Source organism: Rheinheimera sp., from assembly GCF_036782235.1.
Taxonomy (GTDB): Bacteria; Pseudomonadota; Gammaproteobacteria; order Enterobacterales; family Alteromonadaceae; genus Pararheinheimera.
This window is the reverse complement of the sequence record NZ_DAIPZL010000017.1, coordinates 24,701-40,979: the sequence shown is the minus strand read 5'-3', so window position 1 is coordinate 40,979 and position 16,279 is coordinate 24,701. Positions and strand designations below refer to the sequence as shown.

At 49.1% G+C, this 16,279-nt stretch carries 9 protein-coding genes; 5 read left to right on the top strand and 4 right to left on the bottom strand.

Going from position 1 to position 16,279, the window contains the following annotated elements:
• Nucleotides 1–232: 232 nt before the first annotated feature.
• The 5 genes from V7P87_RS14945 to V7P87_RS14925 all read left to right on the top strand — a co-directional run bounded on the left by V7P87_RS14945 (nt 233) and on the right by V7P87_RS14925 (nt 6,353).
• Nucleotides 233–2,299 (top strand): hypothetical protein, encoded by a 2,067-nt coding sequence (locus V7P87_RS14945; RefSeq protein ID WP_333798141.1) that lies wholly within the window; start codon nt 233–235, stop codon nt 2,297–2,299.
• A complete protein-coding gene (locus V7P87_RS16750; protein ID WP_442967977.1) occupies nt 2,299–2,631 on the top strand; it encodes a VF530 family DNA-binding protein in 333 nt (110 codons plus the stop codon). The genes V7P87_RS14945 and V7P87_RS16750 overlap by 1 nt, the downstream gene beginning before the upstream one ends.
• Before the next feature lie 73 nt (nt 2,632–2,704).
• Nucleotides 2,705–3,814 carry an S-(hydroxymethyl)glutathione dehydrogenase/class III alcohol dehydrogenase gene (locus V7P87_RS14935; protein WP_442967978.1) on the top strand — a complete coding sequence of 370 codons (1,110 nt, stop codon included), beginning with the start codon at nt 2,705–2,707 and terminating at the stop codon, nt 3,812–3,814.
• 162 nt (nt 3,815–3,976) lie between these two features.
• Complete coding sequence (fghA, locus tag V7P87_RS14930) at nt 3,977–4,819, top strand: S-formylglutathione hydrolase (RefSeq protein ID WP_333798140.1); 843 nt, start codon at nt 3,977–3,979, stop codon at nt 4,817–4,819.
• A gap of 358 nt (nt 4,820–5,177) precedes the next feature.
• Entirely contained in the window at nt 5,178–6,353 is a 1,176-nt protein-coding gene (locus V7P87_RS14925) for a GGDEF domain-containing protein (protein ID WP_333798139.1), read from the top strand.
• A 109-nt stretch (nt 6,354–6,462) separates the two neighbouring features.
• Here V7P87_RS14925 and V7P87_RS14920 read toward each other — a convergent pair whose 3' ends face one another.
• The 4 genes from V7P87_RS14920 to V7P87_RS14905 form a co-directional block, all read right to left on the bottom strand.
• Nucleotides 6,463–10,158, bottom strand: a complete 3,696-nt coding sequence (locus V7P87_RS14920) for a sensor domain-containing protein (RefSeq protein WP_333798138.1) — start codon at nt 10,156–10,158, stop codon at nt 6,463–6,465.
• A 207-nt stretch (nt 10,159–10,365) separates the two neighbouring features.
• Entirely contained in the window at nt 10,366–12,315 is a 1,950-nt protein-coding gene (locus tag V7P87_RS14915) for a methyl-accepting chemotaxis protein (protein ID WP_333798137.1), read from the bottom strand.
• A 228-nt stretch (nt 12,316–12,543) separates the two neighbouring features.
• Nucleotides 12,544–14,571 carry a S9 family peptidase gene (locus tag V7P87_RS14910; RefSeq protein ID WP_333798136.1) on the bottom strand — a complete coding sequence of 676 codons (2,028 nt, stop codon included), beginning with the start codon at nt 14,569–14,571 and terminating at the stop codon, nt 12,544–12,546.
• Between the two features lie 144 nt (nt 14,572–14,715).
• Complete coding sequence (locus V7P87_RS14905; protein WP_333798135.1) at nt 14,716–16,248, bottom strand: fumarate hydratase; 1,533 nt, start codon at nt 16,246–16,248, stop codon at nt 14,716–14,718.
• Nucleotides 16,249–16,279 lie beyond the last annotated feature (31 nt).

Here is a 16,279-nt window from a genome sequence, read left to right as displayed (position 1 = left end):
TTTTTGTCGCTGGATTTTGGTAATCTGCCGTTGTCACGCACTCAAACTTCAACAACAAAAACAGCATCAGGCCCGAGCGACAAGCCGAAAAACCTGAATCGGCAATTGATGTTATCACTTTGACTATTGCGCGCCGCGGGTATGCCGTTTACGCTTTTTCTGGTAGATTAGCGCCTTAGGTTCCGACATCATCATAATCTACGTCGAAGTAGCTAAGGCTTGCGAAAACAAGATGAAACTGAATATTTGTTGTTGGTTGCTGGCATCTTCTATGCTGGCTCCTGTGGCTGCCGTTGCAGAACAAGCATTAACCGGACAATGGATCCGCGATATGCAGCAGCAAGCATTAACAGATCCACAAACATCCGGCCTGACCTGGCGCCATGACGAACTGATTAGCTTAGGTGATCAAAGTGCCAATCCGGCTTACCGGATGAAGTTGTTCCGCATCAATCCCAAAACTGCCGCTTTTAATCACGAGCCTGTACCTATCACTATCTCAGATCAAGTGCGCAGCAGCTGTTTTGGCGATTATCTGGTGAATTCACCTGACCTAGAAGCGCTAACCTGGGACAGAATTGACGACAAAACCCTGATCACTGTGACTGAAGATGCCAGCCGCGCGCAATTAAGCCCGGCCTGCAGTCGTAAATATGCCCAGACCAATTCTACTTCTTACCCTACTTTGTTGCTGAAAATCAGCCTGAATGACGATTTCACCAAGGCGGAAGTCACCGCTGTCCGACCGGTGCAATTTCCACAGGAAGCGCAGGTCGGCAATTTACCCAATGACGGTATTGAAGGCCTGGCGGTCGATGATCATCAGAATTTATATCTGGCATTGGAAAAAAACAGCACCACTAAACCTGCCATCTTTAAAACCCGGTTAACCGCGGATTTTTGGGCCAAAGATAATTTTGTCAAAGTGATTGACGCCAATCTGACACTGCCCCCGCTGGACAACAAAGGCCATCCTATTAATGGCATCGACTTTTTACCAAGTCCGGTACCCGGCCATCCGGGTTATCTGGTGGCAGTGGCGCGTAATGATGATCAACTGTGGATCTTTGATTTAACCAACAGAGTCATGCCTTATGTGCAGCCACTGAGTTTTTATGTTGCCACCGATCACTCAGGCCTTTGCCCTGTGTATGAAAAAATGGTGCAAACGGCGCTTGAGGGTGTTGCCGTCAAAGACGGCCGGGTGTATCTGGTGAACGACCCCTGGAAACAGCATTATCCGGACAATATTCAGTGTGATGTGAATGCCGCTTATTTCCAGAATATGTCACCTTTGTTGTTCCAGCTGGAGGTAGACCCACGTTGGTTTACGCTGGCCAGGCCAAAACAACAAACCGCAGTACCAGGCATCAGCGCCATGGCACAAATTGATGCCGACCGTTATTTATTGGTGCAGGATAAAAAAATTGACCAAAGCGGCGACCGGCTGGGTGTGCTGCAATTATCCGCCACAGGCCAGCCATCATATCAGTCGGTTTTTGTCACCGGCTGGCCCAATAACCAGCCAGCCAGCGATTTGGAATCTGCCTGTGCCCTGCCCGGCCGACCCAATGAATTTTTAATAGGTGAAAGTGGCAGCTGGCACGGTGAGTTTGGCCGGTTGTTTCATATCCGTTTATATCAGGGGTATGCCAGTGTGCTGGCTTCTTTCCCCTTGCCGATAGAGCAGGACAATAATGCTGATCAGGCTGGTGATAACTTTGAAGGTCTGGTTTGTGTCAGCAAAGCGCCAAACCGTTATTTGTTATTGCTGGGTGAGCGCGGTGGAAAAGGCAAGGCCGGCAGTTTAGTCTGGGGTGAATTTGATTTGGCGGCAGGCGCCATTCACTGGCAACCAGGCCGTATTGCGGTGCAGGCGCCACAACCGGAAAAGGCCGAGCCACAACAGAGGGACATCGCCGATTTATATCTGGAGTCCAATGTACTGTGGGCCAGTGCAGTAAGGGAAGTCGGTAATGGCGGGCCTTTTAGCTCTTTTATCTACCAGGTGGCACTGATTGACCCACAAGCGGCCAACCCGGTGAAGCTGATTGGCAGCAGCAAAATTTATTGGCAGGTCGATGGTTTTAAAGTGGAAGGTCTGGCAGCACCAAGCCCGTTGTTGCCCGGTTCCAGCCTGGCTATAGGCACAGAGGATGAATGGCTGCAGGGTCAATGGCGTGCGTTATTCCCACCCGTCGGTCAGTCAGCGGCTATCCCTTCACAACCCCCTGCAGCATCAACAGCAGTGAATACTGCGCAGCCCAACCAGGCACCAGTGGCGGATAAACCAAAATGATGACTACAACAACTAACAATTCCGCACAGACGCAAGCCGCTGCAACTGCAACTGCAACTGCAGCTGCAGAAACCGCGACCACAGCAGCTAGCGCAACAAAAACTACGCAGCCAAAAAATCCGTTACATGGTTTTACCCTGGAGCAAATCTTAAATTTGTTACTGGCGCATTATGGCGGTTATCCGGGTTTGGCCCGTCACATCAAGCTGAAATGTTTCAGCGAAAACCCCAGTTTAAAATCCAGTTTGAATTTTTTACGTAAAACTCCCTGGGCTCGTACTGAAGTGGAGCAGTTATTTATCCGGTTAGGCTTGTATCAACAAAAGCCGTAACAGACTGCCCACTGTATTTCTGCTATACAAAATTCGCCCAGCTGCCAACAACAAGGACATTGCAATGCAAATGATTAAAACCCGCGCCGCCGTTGCCTGGGGACCAGGCCAGCCACTGAAAATTGAAGAAGTGGATTTAATGCCACCCCAAAAAGGGGAAGTGCTCGTCAAACTGGTCGCCACTGGGGTGTGCCATACCGACGCTTATACCCTGTCTGGCGCCGACTCTGAAGGCAAGTTCCCTTGTATTCTGGGTCACGAAGGTGCTGGTGTGGTAGAAGCAGTAGGTGAAGGTGTGACCAGCGTGCAGGTTGGCGATCATGTGATCCCACTTTATACCCCGGAGTGTGGCAAATGTAAGTTTTGTTTAAGCGGCAAAACCAATTTATGCCAGGCCATTCGTGCCACTCAGGGTCAGGGTTTAATGCCGGATGGCACCACCCGCTTCTCCAAAGACGGCCAGCCCATTTATCACTATATGGGCACCTCCACTTTTAGTGAATATACGGTGCTGCCGGAAATAGCACTGGCCAAAATTAATAAAGAAGCCCCTTTGGAAAAAGTCTGTTTATTAGGTTGTGGCGTCACTACTGGCATGGGCGCTGTGATGAATACCGCTAAAGTCAAAGCTGGTGACACAGTGGCCGTATTTGGCCTGGGTGGCATTGGTTTATCGGCTATTATCGGCGCTGTAATGGCCAAAGCCAGCCGTATTATTGCCATTGATATTAACGAAGCCAAATTTGATATCGCACTGAAACTCGGCGCCACAGATGTGATTAACCCACAAAAATTCGACAAGCCAATTCAGGATGTCATTGTGGAAATGACCGACGGTGGTGTCGACTTTAGCTTTGAATGTATTGGCAATGTCAATGTCATGCGCTCAGCTTTAGAGTGCTGTCATAAAGGCTGGGGTGAATCGGTGATTATTGGGGTAGCCCCAAGTGGCGCCGAAATCTCAACCCGCCCTTTCCAGCTGGTGACAGGCCGGGTCTGGCGCGGTACTGCTTTTGGTGGCGTGAAGGGCCGCACTGAACTGCCGGATTATGTGGAGCGTTATTTAAAAGGTGAGTTTGAACTCGATACCTTTATTACCCACACCATGCCGCTGGAGCAAATTAACGAGGCATTTGATTTAATGCACGAAGGTAAATCGATTCGTACTGTGATCCATTATTAATTATCACTGCGCGAGCTTAGCAGTATTGGTAATGGTTACAGAATAAAAATGCCAAAAGGCCAGTTTAGCTGGCCTTTTTTATCGATAAGAGCCCCAAAAGCCTGCTTTTGCAACGGCATTTACAAAGCGGATTTTTAGCAAAAACACAAAACGGAGCAAAAAATGAATTTACAACTGGTCTCCAGTCAACGTTGTTTTGGCGGTTTACAACAGCGTTATAGCCACGTCTCCAAAGTGCTTAATTGCACCATGCAATTTTCGGTATTTTTACCACCACAGGCCGCACAACATAAAGTACCGGCTTTGTATTGGTTGTCGGGTCTCACCTGCACCGATGAAAATTTTTCCAGTAAAGCCGGCGCTCAGCGTATCGCCGCCGAACTTGGTATGGCGCTGATTATTCCAGACACCAGCCCAAGAGGCGCAGATGTTGCCGATTCACCGGATGGGGCTTACGACTTAGGTTTAGGCGCAGGTTTTTATGTCAATGCAACCCAAGAGCCATGGGCCAGCCATTACCGGATGGATGATTATATTCAGCAGGAATTACCGGCGCTGATTGAAGCTAACCTGCCTGTTACCGCCAAAAAAGCTATTAGTGGCCATTCTATGGGGGGCCACGGCGCCTTGGTGCTGGCACTGCGGGCGCCGCAAAATTATCTGTCGGTATCGGCTTTTGCCCCTATCTGTAACCCAACCCGGTGTGACTGGGGCCAAAAAGCTTTTACTGCCTATTTAGGCGCTGATGAAAGCAGCTGGGCTCAATATGACGCCAGTATGCTTTTGGCCAAAACCGGCAGCCGCCTGCCGATATTGGTTAGCCAGGGTGGTGACGATCAATTTTTGACCAATCAGCTTAAACCCGAGTCACTACAACAAGCAGCTGCGGCCAGCAATACAAAGCTGATTTATGAGTTACAGCCAGGCTACGACCATAGTTATTATTTTATTGCGACTTTTATTGAACAACATGTAAGGTTTCATGCCCGGTTTTTATTGGGCTAAGCCAAAAATTTTCGCCACTGTCTGGCATGCATCAGAACCTGTGCTGATGCAGCCTTATATGTTAAACAAACGCCACTCATCCTGCTCATAACGGATAATAGGTCTGGCACTTTGCAACTTTATAAAAGTTTCTAGCTTATTAGGCACTGATAAATTTTTTTAGTTGAAGTGCACAAGCAAACGCAATGATGCCGACGCAATAAGCTGCATGTTATCCAGGTATCTGAATTTAACGGGCATAGAACCTAAATTTTCCTAAAGATGAAAAATCAGTATTTTATGTTCTAGCTGATTGCAAAACTTGTTTACTTTTGAAACACTAATTTTAGAACTCTCTGACTGAAATGGACTTTTTAGTATGCAGGATGCAACTCTATTACTAATGCTGAACACTATCGGAGCCGCTTGTACCGCACTGCTGGCTTTTAGTTTGTTTCAAATTCCACAACCTGGTTCTTCCGGCGCGAAAGGAGCTCTACGTTATTTACGTTTTGCCGTCGTGACCTGGGCTTTTGCTTTTTCGGCAGGCTCTATTCAGGTACTGACTCAAGAGTTACCTGAACTTCGCCTGCTGTCGGTTTTACTTGCCAATCTAGGTTATGCCAGTAGCTATTTTTTTATCTGTGTGGCTATAAGCAGGCGATATAGTAGCTACGTGCTTCGAATCAGATCATGGCAATTCATCCTTTTACTTACAGTAACAGCAGTAACTGCACTGCTGCTAATTGATCAGTTTATGTTGCGCAATCTTGTCATGCCCCAGCTTCATACGCTGCTTTTAGTCACCGCTTTATTGATGATGAATCGCAGCCAGAAGTCATTTCATCAGGGCGATCGCTATTTAAAAATTTGCTTGTATGTGCTGCTGGCCAACTCACTGATCACAAACACCGCACTGGTAAATCTGACAATTCCGGGCATTACGACATCATTACGAGTTTTGCTGTTTATTCTGTTAAATGGCATCGTTCTGACTACGGCTGTGTACGCCCTTTTCCTGAATGACATTATTGAGCAGACCAAAAATGATGGGCAAATCGACCCTCTGTCCGGAGCCTATAACAGGAGATTGTTTTCTGAGCTCACTGCAAAGCCCGAAGCTTTGAACTTTGGCTGTGTTGTGATGTGTGACATTGATAACTTTAAACGCATCAATGACCTTTACGGTCACGGTATTGGTGACCAAGTGATCAGAAAGTTTTGCCATTTACTGCAATCGGCTCTGCGACCTGACGATTTGGTGATACGACTGGGTGGTGAAGAGTTTTTGCTGGTGCTTCGCCAAACGGACCTGATACAAGCGAATATGGTTGCCAACCGGATTTGTCATCAAACATCAAAGCAGGTCATTGAGCTCTCCACTCAATCACTTTGCTTCACTGCCAGTTTTGGTGTCACTCAAATCGACGATGAAGGCTTAGAAAAAGCTGTTCAGCGCGCTGATGTATTACTTTACCAAGCCAAAAACAAAGGTAAAAACCAGGTCATGGCTGACCTTAGTGCACCAATCACGTTTTCTTCTCATTTTGCCTAACAAAGCGAGAGACTCAGTCAATCATGGGTTAGTGACGAGCGGGCAGCGACCTGTATCAACTAAAAAGATGTTGACGCTTACAACTGACGGCAAACAGGTTGCTGTGCTGTCATAACCCCGACCGCACCAACACTTCAAACTCAGCGGCCGGTAAGGGTTTGCTGCAATAATATCCCTGATAAAAATCACAACCATGGGCGCGCAAAAAGGCCAGCTGTTCCGCCTCTTCAACACCTTCGGCCAGGGTTTTAAGTTTGAGCACCCGCGCCATCGAAATAATAGCGCTGACAATTTCATTGCTGTCGTTATCAAGTGGCACATCATCAATAAAACTTTTATCAATTTTAAGCACGTCCAGCTGGTATTTTTTTAAATAGGAAAAGGATGAGTAACCTGTACCAAAATCGTCGATGGCAAGGGCGATGCCCAGCTGGTGTAAGGTATTTAAGGTGTCAAAAGCGCTGCTTTCATTGGCCATAATGGCGCTTTCAGTCAACTCCAGCTCCAGCAGATGCGGCGGGAAACCGGTTTCGTCGAGAATTTGTTTGACCGTTGCCGCAATATCACCGTGGGAAAACTGATGCGACGATAGATTGACCGCCAGTTTAAGCTCTGGCAGGCCGGCAGCTAACCAGGCAGCGCCCTGAGCACAGGTTTGTTTGAGCACCACTTCACCAATAGCGCCAATCAGGCCTGTGTCTTCGGCAATAGGAATAAAGACACCAGGTGGCACCAATGTTGGCCCTTGACCTGAGCCACTGTCGGGGTCTAACCAACGCACCAAAGCTTCGGCCCCCACTATAGCGCCACTTTGTACGTCGGTTTGCGGCTGGAAGTACACCACAAACTGCTGCTCAGCCAGGGCATTACGTAGTTTGGATTCCATTTCAATGCGGGTGCGGGCGTATTGGGTTAAATCGTCAGAATAATAAGCAAAACGTCCGCGGCCCTGCTCTTTAGCGCGGTACAGCGCCGCATCGGCGTTTTGCAATAACATGGCACCTTCTGCACCATGCTGAGGAAATAGCGCAATGCCAACGCTGATACCAATGCGCACTTCGGTATTATTCGATAACAACAACGGTTGATTCAGCTCATGGATAATGTCGCTGGCCAGACGACCTGCGTCTTCTTCGTGCTCCAGCACCGGCAGTAAAATCATAAATTCATCGCCGCCAAAGCGCGCCAGTGTATCTTCCGGCCTTAACTTACCGCCAAGGCGCTCAGCCACCAGTTTTAACAACTCATCTCCGGCCGGATGGCCAAAACTGTCGTTGACGTATTTAAACCTGTCTAAATCCAGCATTAACAGCGCAAAACCCTGCTGGTGCCGGGTGGCGGCGTCTATGGCGCCATCCAGCCGGCTTAACATCATCAGCCGGTTGGGCAAGCCGGTCAGTACATCGTGGTGCGCCAGATACTCCAGCTCCTGTTGTGAGGCTTTGAGCTGGGTAATGTCGGCAAATACCGCCACGTAGTTTTTAATCTGCTGCTGATGGTCGTAAATAGCGCTGATGCTCAAAAGCTCCGGATAAATTTCGCCATTTTTGCGCCTGTTCCAGATCTCGCCCTGCCAGTGACCATGCTTTTGCAGTTCCTGCCACATCTCCAGATAAAAACTGCTGTCATGACGCCCGGACGCAAACATGGCCGGGGTTTGGCCCAGCACTTCATCCTGCTCGTAACCCAGCATATCAAGCAGACTCTGGTTCACCTGCACTATTTTGTTGTTGGCGTCGGTCACCATAATGCCTTCGCGGGTGCTGTCAAATACTGCCGCAGCCTGTTGCAGCGAGTTTTCAAACTGCTGTCTCTTAATGGCGTTGCCAATGGTGTCAGACAATAACTTCAGCGTATCCAGTTCACTCTGGCTCCACTGGTAATCGGCCTGATGGCTGGTAAAACCAATAAAACCCCACCACAACTCACCGGACATCACCGGAAGAATGGCCAGCCCTTGCACACCATTCTGACTTAACAACTGTTGTACCTCCGGGCCAAATTCCCCCACGGGGCCTGCGAGGATTTCGCCTTTCGCCAGTACAGATTTGATATCAATCTGCGCCAGCATGGCTTCGTCCAGATGCACCAAATCATGTTTCACCTGATGCTGATGTGCCCGCCAAATCGCCAGCCGCCAGGCTTCGGTGCCACTTTGATGATGCTGACACTGATACAAAAATACCGTACCGACCTGCAGATGTTCAGCCAGCGCCGGTAAGTTCTGCCGAAACACCGCCAACCAGTCGCTGTGCTGTAAGAACTGTTGGCTGAGAGTGGCCAAAGTGGCCATCAGCTGCGCGCGTCGGCGTAAATGCTGTTTATACTGCGAGCGTTCGGTAATGTCTTCGATACTGAGCAATAACACAGGCTCAGCCTCGCTGTCAGGAGCCAGCGCATAAATGGATAATTCAACCAACAAAGGTGCTGTGGCGGGCCTGATTAGATTTGCCTGCCAGGTCAGATGAAAATGATCACGGGGTAAATCATGCAGGGCTTTGGCAAAAGCCTGCCAGTTATCCAGCTGCAGTATCTGTTTGAGCGGTAGTTCAGTTAGTTCCCGCTCAGTTTTCAGACTCATTTGTTGTAACCGCAAATTACTTTGCTGCAGTGTCAGATCGGCAAAACGCACTATGGCCATACCGACAAAAGGCGAGCTGAAAAAGGCCTTTTGCACACTGTCGCGTTCCTGCGCCCTGGCTTGTAAGGTCACCATATACCCCAGCATTTGCTGGCGCCAGTACAATAATAAACTGACCGACAAGATGGTAAAAAGCACCAGGCTCACCATAGAAACCCAGGTGACCAGGGTACGTACCGGCGCCAGCACTGCATCCTCATTGATCCGAGCCTGCAATACCAGCTCCTGCCATAAACGCTGTTCCAGCAACATTGGCCGAAGGTGCCCGGGCTGCCCCTGGGTTGGCTGTAGTAAAACACTGACCTGCACCGAAGGATCCGGCCAGTTTAACAATTCAGGTCGTACAAAATCGTCCAGTCGGCTTTGCAAACGCAGTTGTACATCGGGTAACTGCGGCCAGTACAACTGCCACATCAAACGACAATCACGAAAACTGACCCTGTCGGCGCACCAAAGCGCCGGCAGCTCGCTGTGTGCCCATTTAGGCATAGTGCTGTTTTGCCCCACACTCAACAGTGCTTTGCCGCCGGCATAAAACTCAATCTGGCTAAAGGCATGGTTTGCGACCAGTGGTGATAAACGGGCGCGGATCTGAGCCGAAGCAGCACTTATTGCATTGGGCTGCGTTTGCGACTCCTGGACGACCGGTTTCTGTTTTGCCAGCACAGCCAGCTGCTGCGCCAGTGCTAAATCATGGCGCAGGCTGTTGATATCAAACTGCCGTTCTTGCAGCCAGCGTTGAAAAAACTGCTGTTTTTGTGCCAGCACGCGCTGGCTGCTGTCGCGGCTCGCATTCAGGACCTGTTCGCCATATAAATTTTTGACAAGCAAAGACAACACCGGAGACGACAGTAAAATTAACAATAACAACCATAAAATGCGGGAATGATTTACTTTAGAAAATTTAAGCGCTGGCAGCTCAACCGCTTTGTCCAGGCTGCGCTGCACCAGAAAATATAACAACAGGGAACTTAGGACTATATAGACCAGCCCCTTGGCTACAGAGAACCAGAATATCTGTTGGGGCGGCAAACCGGCACTGTCCAGCAAATAATCTGACAGCAGGATCCAACACAGGGTAAAAACCACATAACTGGCAATAATGGTGAGCACCGAACGGCGTCGGTTTTGTGGTGAGGTTTGTTGCTGTGAAGCGGAACTCATCAACAAAAAGTTATCCTGTTAGCACTACGGTGAATACCCCAACTTGCAAAGGGTTAGTAAAATGTAAATCTGAGGCTAATTAACGCCGGTGTTGTGTTTTATCACCACAACAGCCGGCTAAATCATAACGCAGTTTCGAACATTTAACATCTAAGTGTATGAAATTCTTAAAATCTTAAACGTCGTGTTCGCCAACCCCAAACCTTTTTATACTTTAAACTGACCCACAGTAGTGCCAAGTTCATTGGCAAGACCCAATAAGCTACGAGTACTTTGCGCCACTTCACTGATAGCGCTGCTGTTCTCTTCAGCTGCAGCACTGAGGCAACTGATACCACGGGCCAACGTGGTGCTGACACTACTTTGTTCTTCTGCAGCAGTGGCGGTTTGTGCCATCAGCTGTTTTAACTGTAATAACCGCCGCTCTATATCATCCACCTGCTGCTGCATCTCACCGGCCTGGGTTTTGGTGTGCTCTGCTATTTGCACACAATCCACACTGTTTTGACTCAGATCCTTTGAAAGCTGGACTACCCCACCTATGACTGCGCTGATATCTTTGGTGGCAAGCTGCACCTTGGCAGCAAGCTGGCGCACTTCATCCGCCACCACGGCAAAACCCCGACCTTGTTCACCAGCTCTTGCGGCTTCTATGGCCGCATTTAGCGCCAGCAAATTGGTTTGTTCGGCAATAGCGGTGATCACACCAACAACAGCCGCAATCTGCTGACTGTCTTTATCCAGCTTGGATACACCATCACGAATGTGCGAAAAAGCCGACATGGTCTGATCCAGACTGCTGACAACCTGATAAATAGTAGCCGTTAACTGCGCACCAGACTGCTGGCAGGCATTCACTTCATCAGACGCCTGAATCGTATTAGTGCCAATTTCCGCCGCGGCATAACTCATTTCTTCAATGGCGGTGGCCAGCATTTCCGTTTCGCGCGCCTGCAGCTGCAAACTGCCATCGGCCTGCGTCATAGCCGCTGAATTTTGTGCCGCGGCCATTTCCAGCGCGCGGCCAACGCCAACCAGCTGTGCTATCAGTGCCCGTAGTTGTTGCTGCATTCTGGATAACCAACCCATCAGACTGGACTGAGTGGCGCTGCCAAGCGCCATGGTGAGATCACCTTTGGCGATCACACTGGTCATCAAAACCATATCGGCCGGCTCACCACCTAAAGGTGCCAGCACAAAACGGCTGACAACTGCTGCAGCCAAAAGTGCCAGCACCACAGCCGCCAGCACTATCGCAAGCCCGATCCACAACATACGCTGCGCCGGTGCCGCCACTTCGGCCACATCAATTTCTGCCAGCAATGCCCATTGCAGACCAAATAAAGTGACAGGCGAATAAGCCGACACCACCGGATTTTGATTGTAATCGTTGATATAAAGCAGGCCGCTTTGTCCTTGCAGCGCCGCTTGACTTGCTGCAGTCTGCACACCATTTGCAGCCACTGTGCCGGCAAAAGACGCCAGTACAGTACGATTCACCGGGTCAAGAAAAGAGTCTGAGCGCATCCGCTGATCAGGCCCAACCAGATAAGTTTCTCCACTTTGCCCCATGCCCTCCCGCACCTGCATCACTGCGTTAATACGGTCAATAGACAATTGCACTGCCACCACCCAGTTGTTGCCATTCAGTACAAAAGGCATCGCCATAAAAGCAGCTGCCTGACCGTTGGAGGGGGCATAAGGCGCAAAGTCCTGAATCTGCAGCTGAGTCGCCGAGTTTTTTACGCTGCGATAAAGCTGCGCCAGCCCGGAATCCCGATAAGGGCCATCCAATAAATTGGTCTGATAGTCGCTTTCACGAGCCACGCTGTAAACAATGGTGCCTTGGGGATCAATCAGGAAAATATCGTAAAAACCAAGTTCGCTCGCCATTTTGGCGAGCACCAGATCAAGCGCCTGCGGATTTTGGTCTGAGCTTTGTTCGGCAACAGCCCGCACCGTAGTGAGTCCTTTAGCAAAATCCTGAAATAACGTCTGCACCTGCTGTTTTTTAATTTCCCGAACGGCCATCAACTTAGCTTCGGCCTGATGAAATAACTCGGCTCTGGCTAACAAGGTGACAATAATGGTGGCCAACAACAAAGGGAATAAAGCGGTCGCTAAACTGATCAGTTTAATTTTTTGGGTAAAACGCATGACAAACTCCTTATGTCAGCTGATAGAACCTGGCATTGATGTCTCCAGACAGGAGACAAGGTGGTGCAGCTAAAGATATATCACCGGCCATCCTTTGCAATAGAAGTAAGCATCTTTTTGTTTTACTGTGAATTTTTCATCACATTTAACAAAGACATTTTATCGCCTTATTGCCACAGCTGGCGTAAAAAAGCCCGCATTAAGCGGGCTTGATGATGGCAGTAACTGTTATTTTTTCGCTGTATGTTGTTTCATCCAGGCAAACACTTCGTTGTACCAGCGCTCGGCGTTGGCCGGTTTTAGGATCCAGTGGTTTTCATCCGGGAAAATCACCAGTTTAGAGTCAATACCTTTACGCTGCAGTGTGGTAAAAGCAGCTAACCCCTGGGCATAAGGCACCCGATAATCTTTTAAACCGTGGATCACCAACATTGGCGTTTTCCAGTTGTCCACTAAAGCCGCCGGATTAAACTTGTGATAATCGGCTTCTTTATTCCAGACCGGGCCCCCCATGTCATATTCAGGGAACCACAACTCTTCGGTGCTGCCGTAAAAACTTGGCATATCAAATAAACCGGCATGATTGACCAGACACTTAAAGCCGGTCGGCCAGTTGCCGGCTATCCAGTTCATCATATAACCGCCATACGAAGCGCCAAGGGCACAGGCATTGTTGCCATCAAGCCAGCTTTCTTTTTCGGTGATATAAGTCAGGCCTTTTTTCAGGTCTTCCAGTGGTTTGCCACCCCAGTCCCGACTGATGGAATCGGTAAAGGCCTGACCATAGCCGGTAGAGCCATGGAAATCGATCATCACCACACCATAACCCTGCGCTGCCCAGAGCTGAGCGTTCCAGCGGTAGTTAAACATATTGCCAAAGCTACTTTGCGGGCCGCCGTGCACAATAAAAGCAATAGGGTATTTTTTGCCTTCCTGATAATTCCAGGGTTTCATCCAGTAGCCGTGGACCGTTTCTTCATTGGCACCAGGGAAACTAAACTGCGCAAACTCGCCAAACTGAATGTCTTTCAGATTGTCAGCATTGATGCGGGTTAAGGCTTCAGCTTGCCCCGACTCGCCTTTCACCTGATAAATATCCATTGGCGAATTCAGGCTGTGATTGACAAAAATCACTTTGCCAGCAGCCACATTCAGGCTGCCGGCGCTGCCGTCACCATACACTTTGGACACATCACCAAAGGCGCTGTTAATGGCAAAAATACTCTTTTGGCCTACATCCTGCGCTGTCACATATAAAGTGCGGTTATCCGGGCCAAACAGATATTCATCCACTGATCTATCCCAGTCCTGCGCCAGCTCTTTGCGCTCACCTGTGACTAAATCCAGCAACATCAAACCAAAACGATCGGCTTCAAAGCCTGGTTTTTTCATCGCCAGATAGGCCATATAACGGCCATCTTTAGAAAAAGCCGGTTTGGCATCCCAGGCCGGATTATCTTTGGTTAAATTAATTTTTTCGCCGCCGGCAAGAGCCACCTGAAAAATATCAAAGTTGGTGTGCCAGGCCTGATCTTTGGCCGGAATTTTGGCACTAAACACCAGGTTATTGCCATCCGGCGTAAAGGCCGCTTCGCCAGCGCCTGCCACATCGGTATTCCACTCCGGCATTAAATCGCGGGCGTCTGTTACTTTTTTACCGGTTAAATCCGCCACAAAAAAGTGTTGTTTAAATTCGTCTTCAAAAGTATCCCAATGCCGAACCATTAATTGGTCATACACCATGGCACTGTCTTTTTTCTCTGCTTTTTGTTTTTGCGCTGTGACAGTACAGGCAATATCACCACAACCTGGTTTTACATCTAAGGTCAGTACCAGTTTTTTGTTGTCGGAAGACACCAGATAACCTTGTACATCCAGCGGTAAATCAGTGACTTGCTGTGCTTCACCGCCACCAAGTGGTAGTCGCCACAGCTGAGTAGAGCCACTGCGGTCAGTTAAAAAATAAAGGCTTGCGTCATCGCTGCTGAATTTGACCGAGTGTTCTTTGCTGTCGCTTTCGGTTAGGCGTTTGACTTTATTGCCGTCGGATAAATCCATCAGGTATAAATCAGCTGTGCTGTCGGCTGGTGCTAAACCACCATTTTTCTGGCCATAGACCAGATAACGGCCGTCTGAGGACAACACCACATCATAAAGTTTATTCAGTTTATTTAAGTGTTCGACGGTTAAAGGCGATTTGGCCTGGGCTGCGCCGCTTAATAAAGCCGCGACTAAAATTCCCCATGCTTTTTTCATATGATTGTGTCTCCCTGAAAAAACGCGCCGCCTCCGGTAGCCAGGGGCAGGCGCGTTACAGTTAGTTGTGGCCACAACTGACGCGCATTGTCAGCTTGTGGCGCTTAGATACGACCTGACGGCCTGTATTTTTTCTTCTAATACTTATGCTTTTGCTGCTTGTGCATCCAGCTCGCCGATCTTCACTTTCCAGATCGCAGGTCCTTGTTTATGCACGTTATTGCCCTGACTGTCAACGGCCACTGTCACCGGCATGTCCACCACATCAAACTCATAAATAGCTTCCATGCCTAAATCGGCAAAAGCCACCACACGGGCCTGTTTAATGGCTTTAGACACCAGATAAGCTGCACCGCCCACCGCCATCAGGTAGACAGCTTTATGCTGGCGAATACTCTCAACAGTGGCATCACCACGTTCTGATTTACCAATCATGCCAAGCAGACCTGTTTGGCTTAACATCATCTCGGTAAATTTATCCATACGGGTGGCTGTTGTTGGACCTGCAGGCCCCACTACTTCGTCTCCGACTGCATCCACAGGGCCGACGTAATAGATAAATTTATTTTTAAAATCAACGCCTTCTGGCAGGCCTTGGCCAGCAGCCAGCATATCGGCAATCCGCTTGTGCGCCGCATCGCGGCCGGTCAGCATTTTGCCAGACAGCAGCACGGTTTCACCGGCTTTCCAGTCCAGCACATCAGCAGGTGTCACAGTATTCAAATTCACCCGGCGCACATTGGCACCCAGCTCCCAGGTCACTTCTGGCCAGTCTTCCAGTTTTGGCACTGGTAAATGCGCCGGGCCTGAGCCATCTAAATGAAAATGCACATGGCGGGTAGCGGCGCAGTTGGGGATCATCACCACAGGTTTTGACGCTGCATGTGTTGGTGCTGATTTAATTTTTACGTCAACCACTGTGGTTAAACCGCCTAAACCCTGAGCACCAATCCCAAGTTTGTTCACTTTTTCATAAAGCTCTAAACGCAGTTTTTCTTCACCTGTTTCTGCGCCCTTTTCAATCAGCTCCTGAATATCCACAGGCTCCATCAGCGCTTCTTTGGCAAGTACTGCGGCTTTTTCAGCAGTGCCACCAATACCAATGCCCAGCATGCCTGGCGGACACCAGCCGGCGCCCATTTTTGGTAAGGTTTCCAGCACCCACTCCACCACTGAGTCAGAGGGGTTGAGCATCACCATTTTGGTTTTGTTTTCGCTGCCACCGCCTTTGGCGGCAATCGCCACTTCCACATGATGGCCTGGCACCATATTGATATGCACCACAGCTGGTGTGTTGTCTTTGGTGTTTTTCCGTGAGCCGGCAGGGTCAGCAACAATAGAAGCACGCAGCGGGTTGATTGGATTCATATAAGCACGGCGGGTACCTTCATCAACCATTTGCTGAATGGTCATATCGGTTTTGTCCCATTTGACGTCCATACCTATATTGACAAAACAGGTGACGATACCAGTGTCCTGGCAAATAGGTCTGTGGCCTTCAGCTGACATCCGGGAGTTGATCAGAATTTGGGCAATAGCATCTTTGGCAGCCTGGTTTTGTTCTTTGTGATAGGCCTTTTCCAAAGCCTGGACAAAATCCAGCGGATGATAAAAAGAGATGTATTGCAGTGCATCTTCGATGCTGTCGATAAAATCTTGTTGGCGGATCACGGTCATGCTATGCCCTCGAGTGTCGGTTCATGCTGTA

Bases quoted from the DNA above. Each gene is read 5' to 3' on its own strand.
- V7P87_RS14905 (WP_333798135.1), bottom strand. From the start codon at position 16,248: ATGACCGTGATCCGCCAACAAGATTTTATCGACAGCATCGAAGATGCA.
- V7P87_RS14920 (WP_333798138.1), bottom strand. From the start codon at position 10,158: ATGAGTTCCGCTTCACAGCAACAAACCTCACCACAAAACCGACGCCGT.
- V7P87_RS14925 (WP_333798139.1), top strand. From the start codon at position 5,178: ATGCAGGATGCAACTCTATTACTAATGCTGAACACTATCGGAGCCGCT.
- V7P87_RS16750 (WP_442967977.1), top strand. From the start codon at position 2,299: ATGACTACAACAACTAACAATTCCGCACAGACGCAAGCCGCTGCAACT.
- V7P87_RS14945 (WP_333798141.1), top strand. From the start codon at position 233: ATGAAACTGAATATTTGTTGTTGGTTGCTGGCATCTTCTATGCTGGCT.
- fghA (WP_333798140.1), top strand. From the start codon at position 3,977: ATGAATTTACAACTGGTCTCCAGTCAACGTTGTTTTGGCGGTTTACAA.
- V7P87_RS14915 (WP_333798137.1), bottom strand. From the start codon at position 12,315: ATGCGTTTTACCCAAAAAATTAAACTGATCAGTTTAGCGACCGCTTTA.
- V7P87_RS14910 (WP_333798136.1), bottom strand. From the start codon at position 14,571: ATGAAAAAAGCATGGGGAATTTTAGTCGCGGCTTTATTAAGCGGCGCA.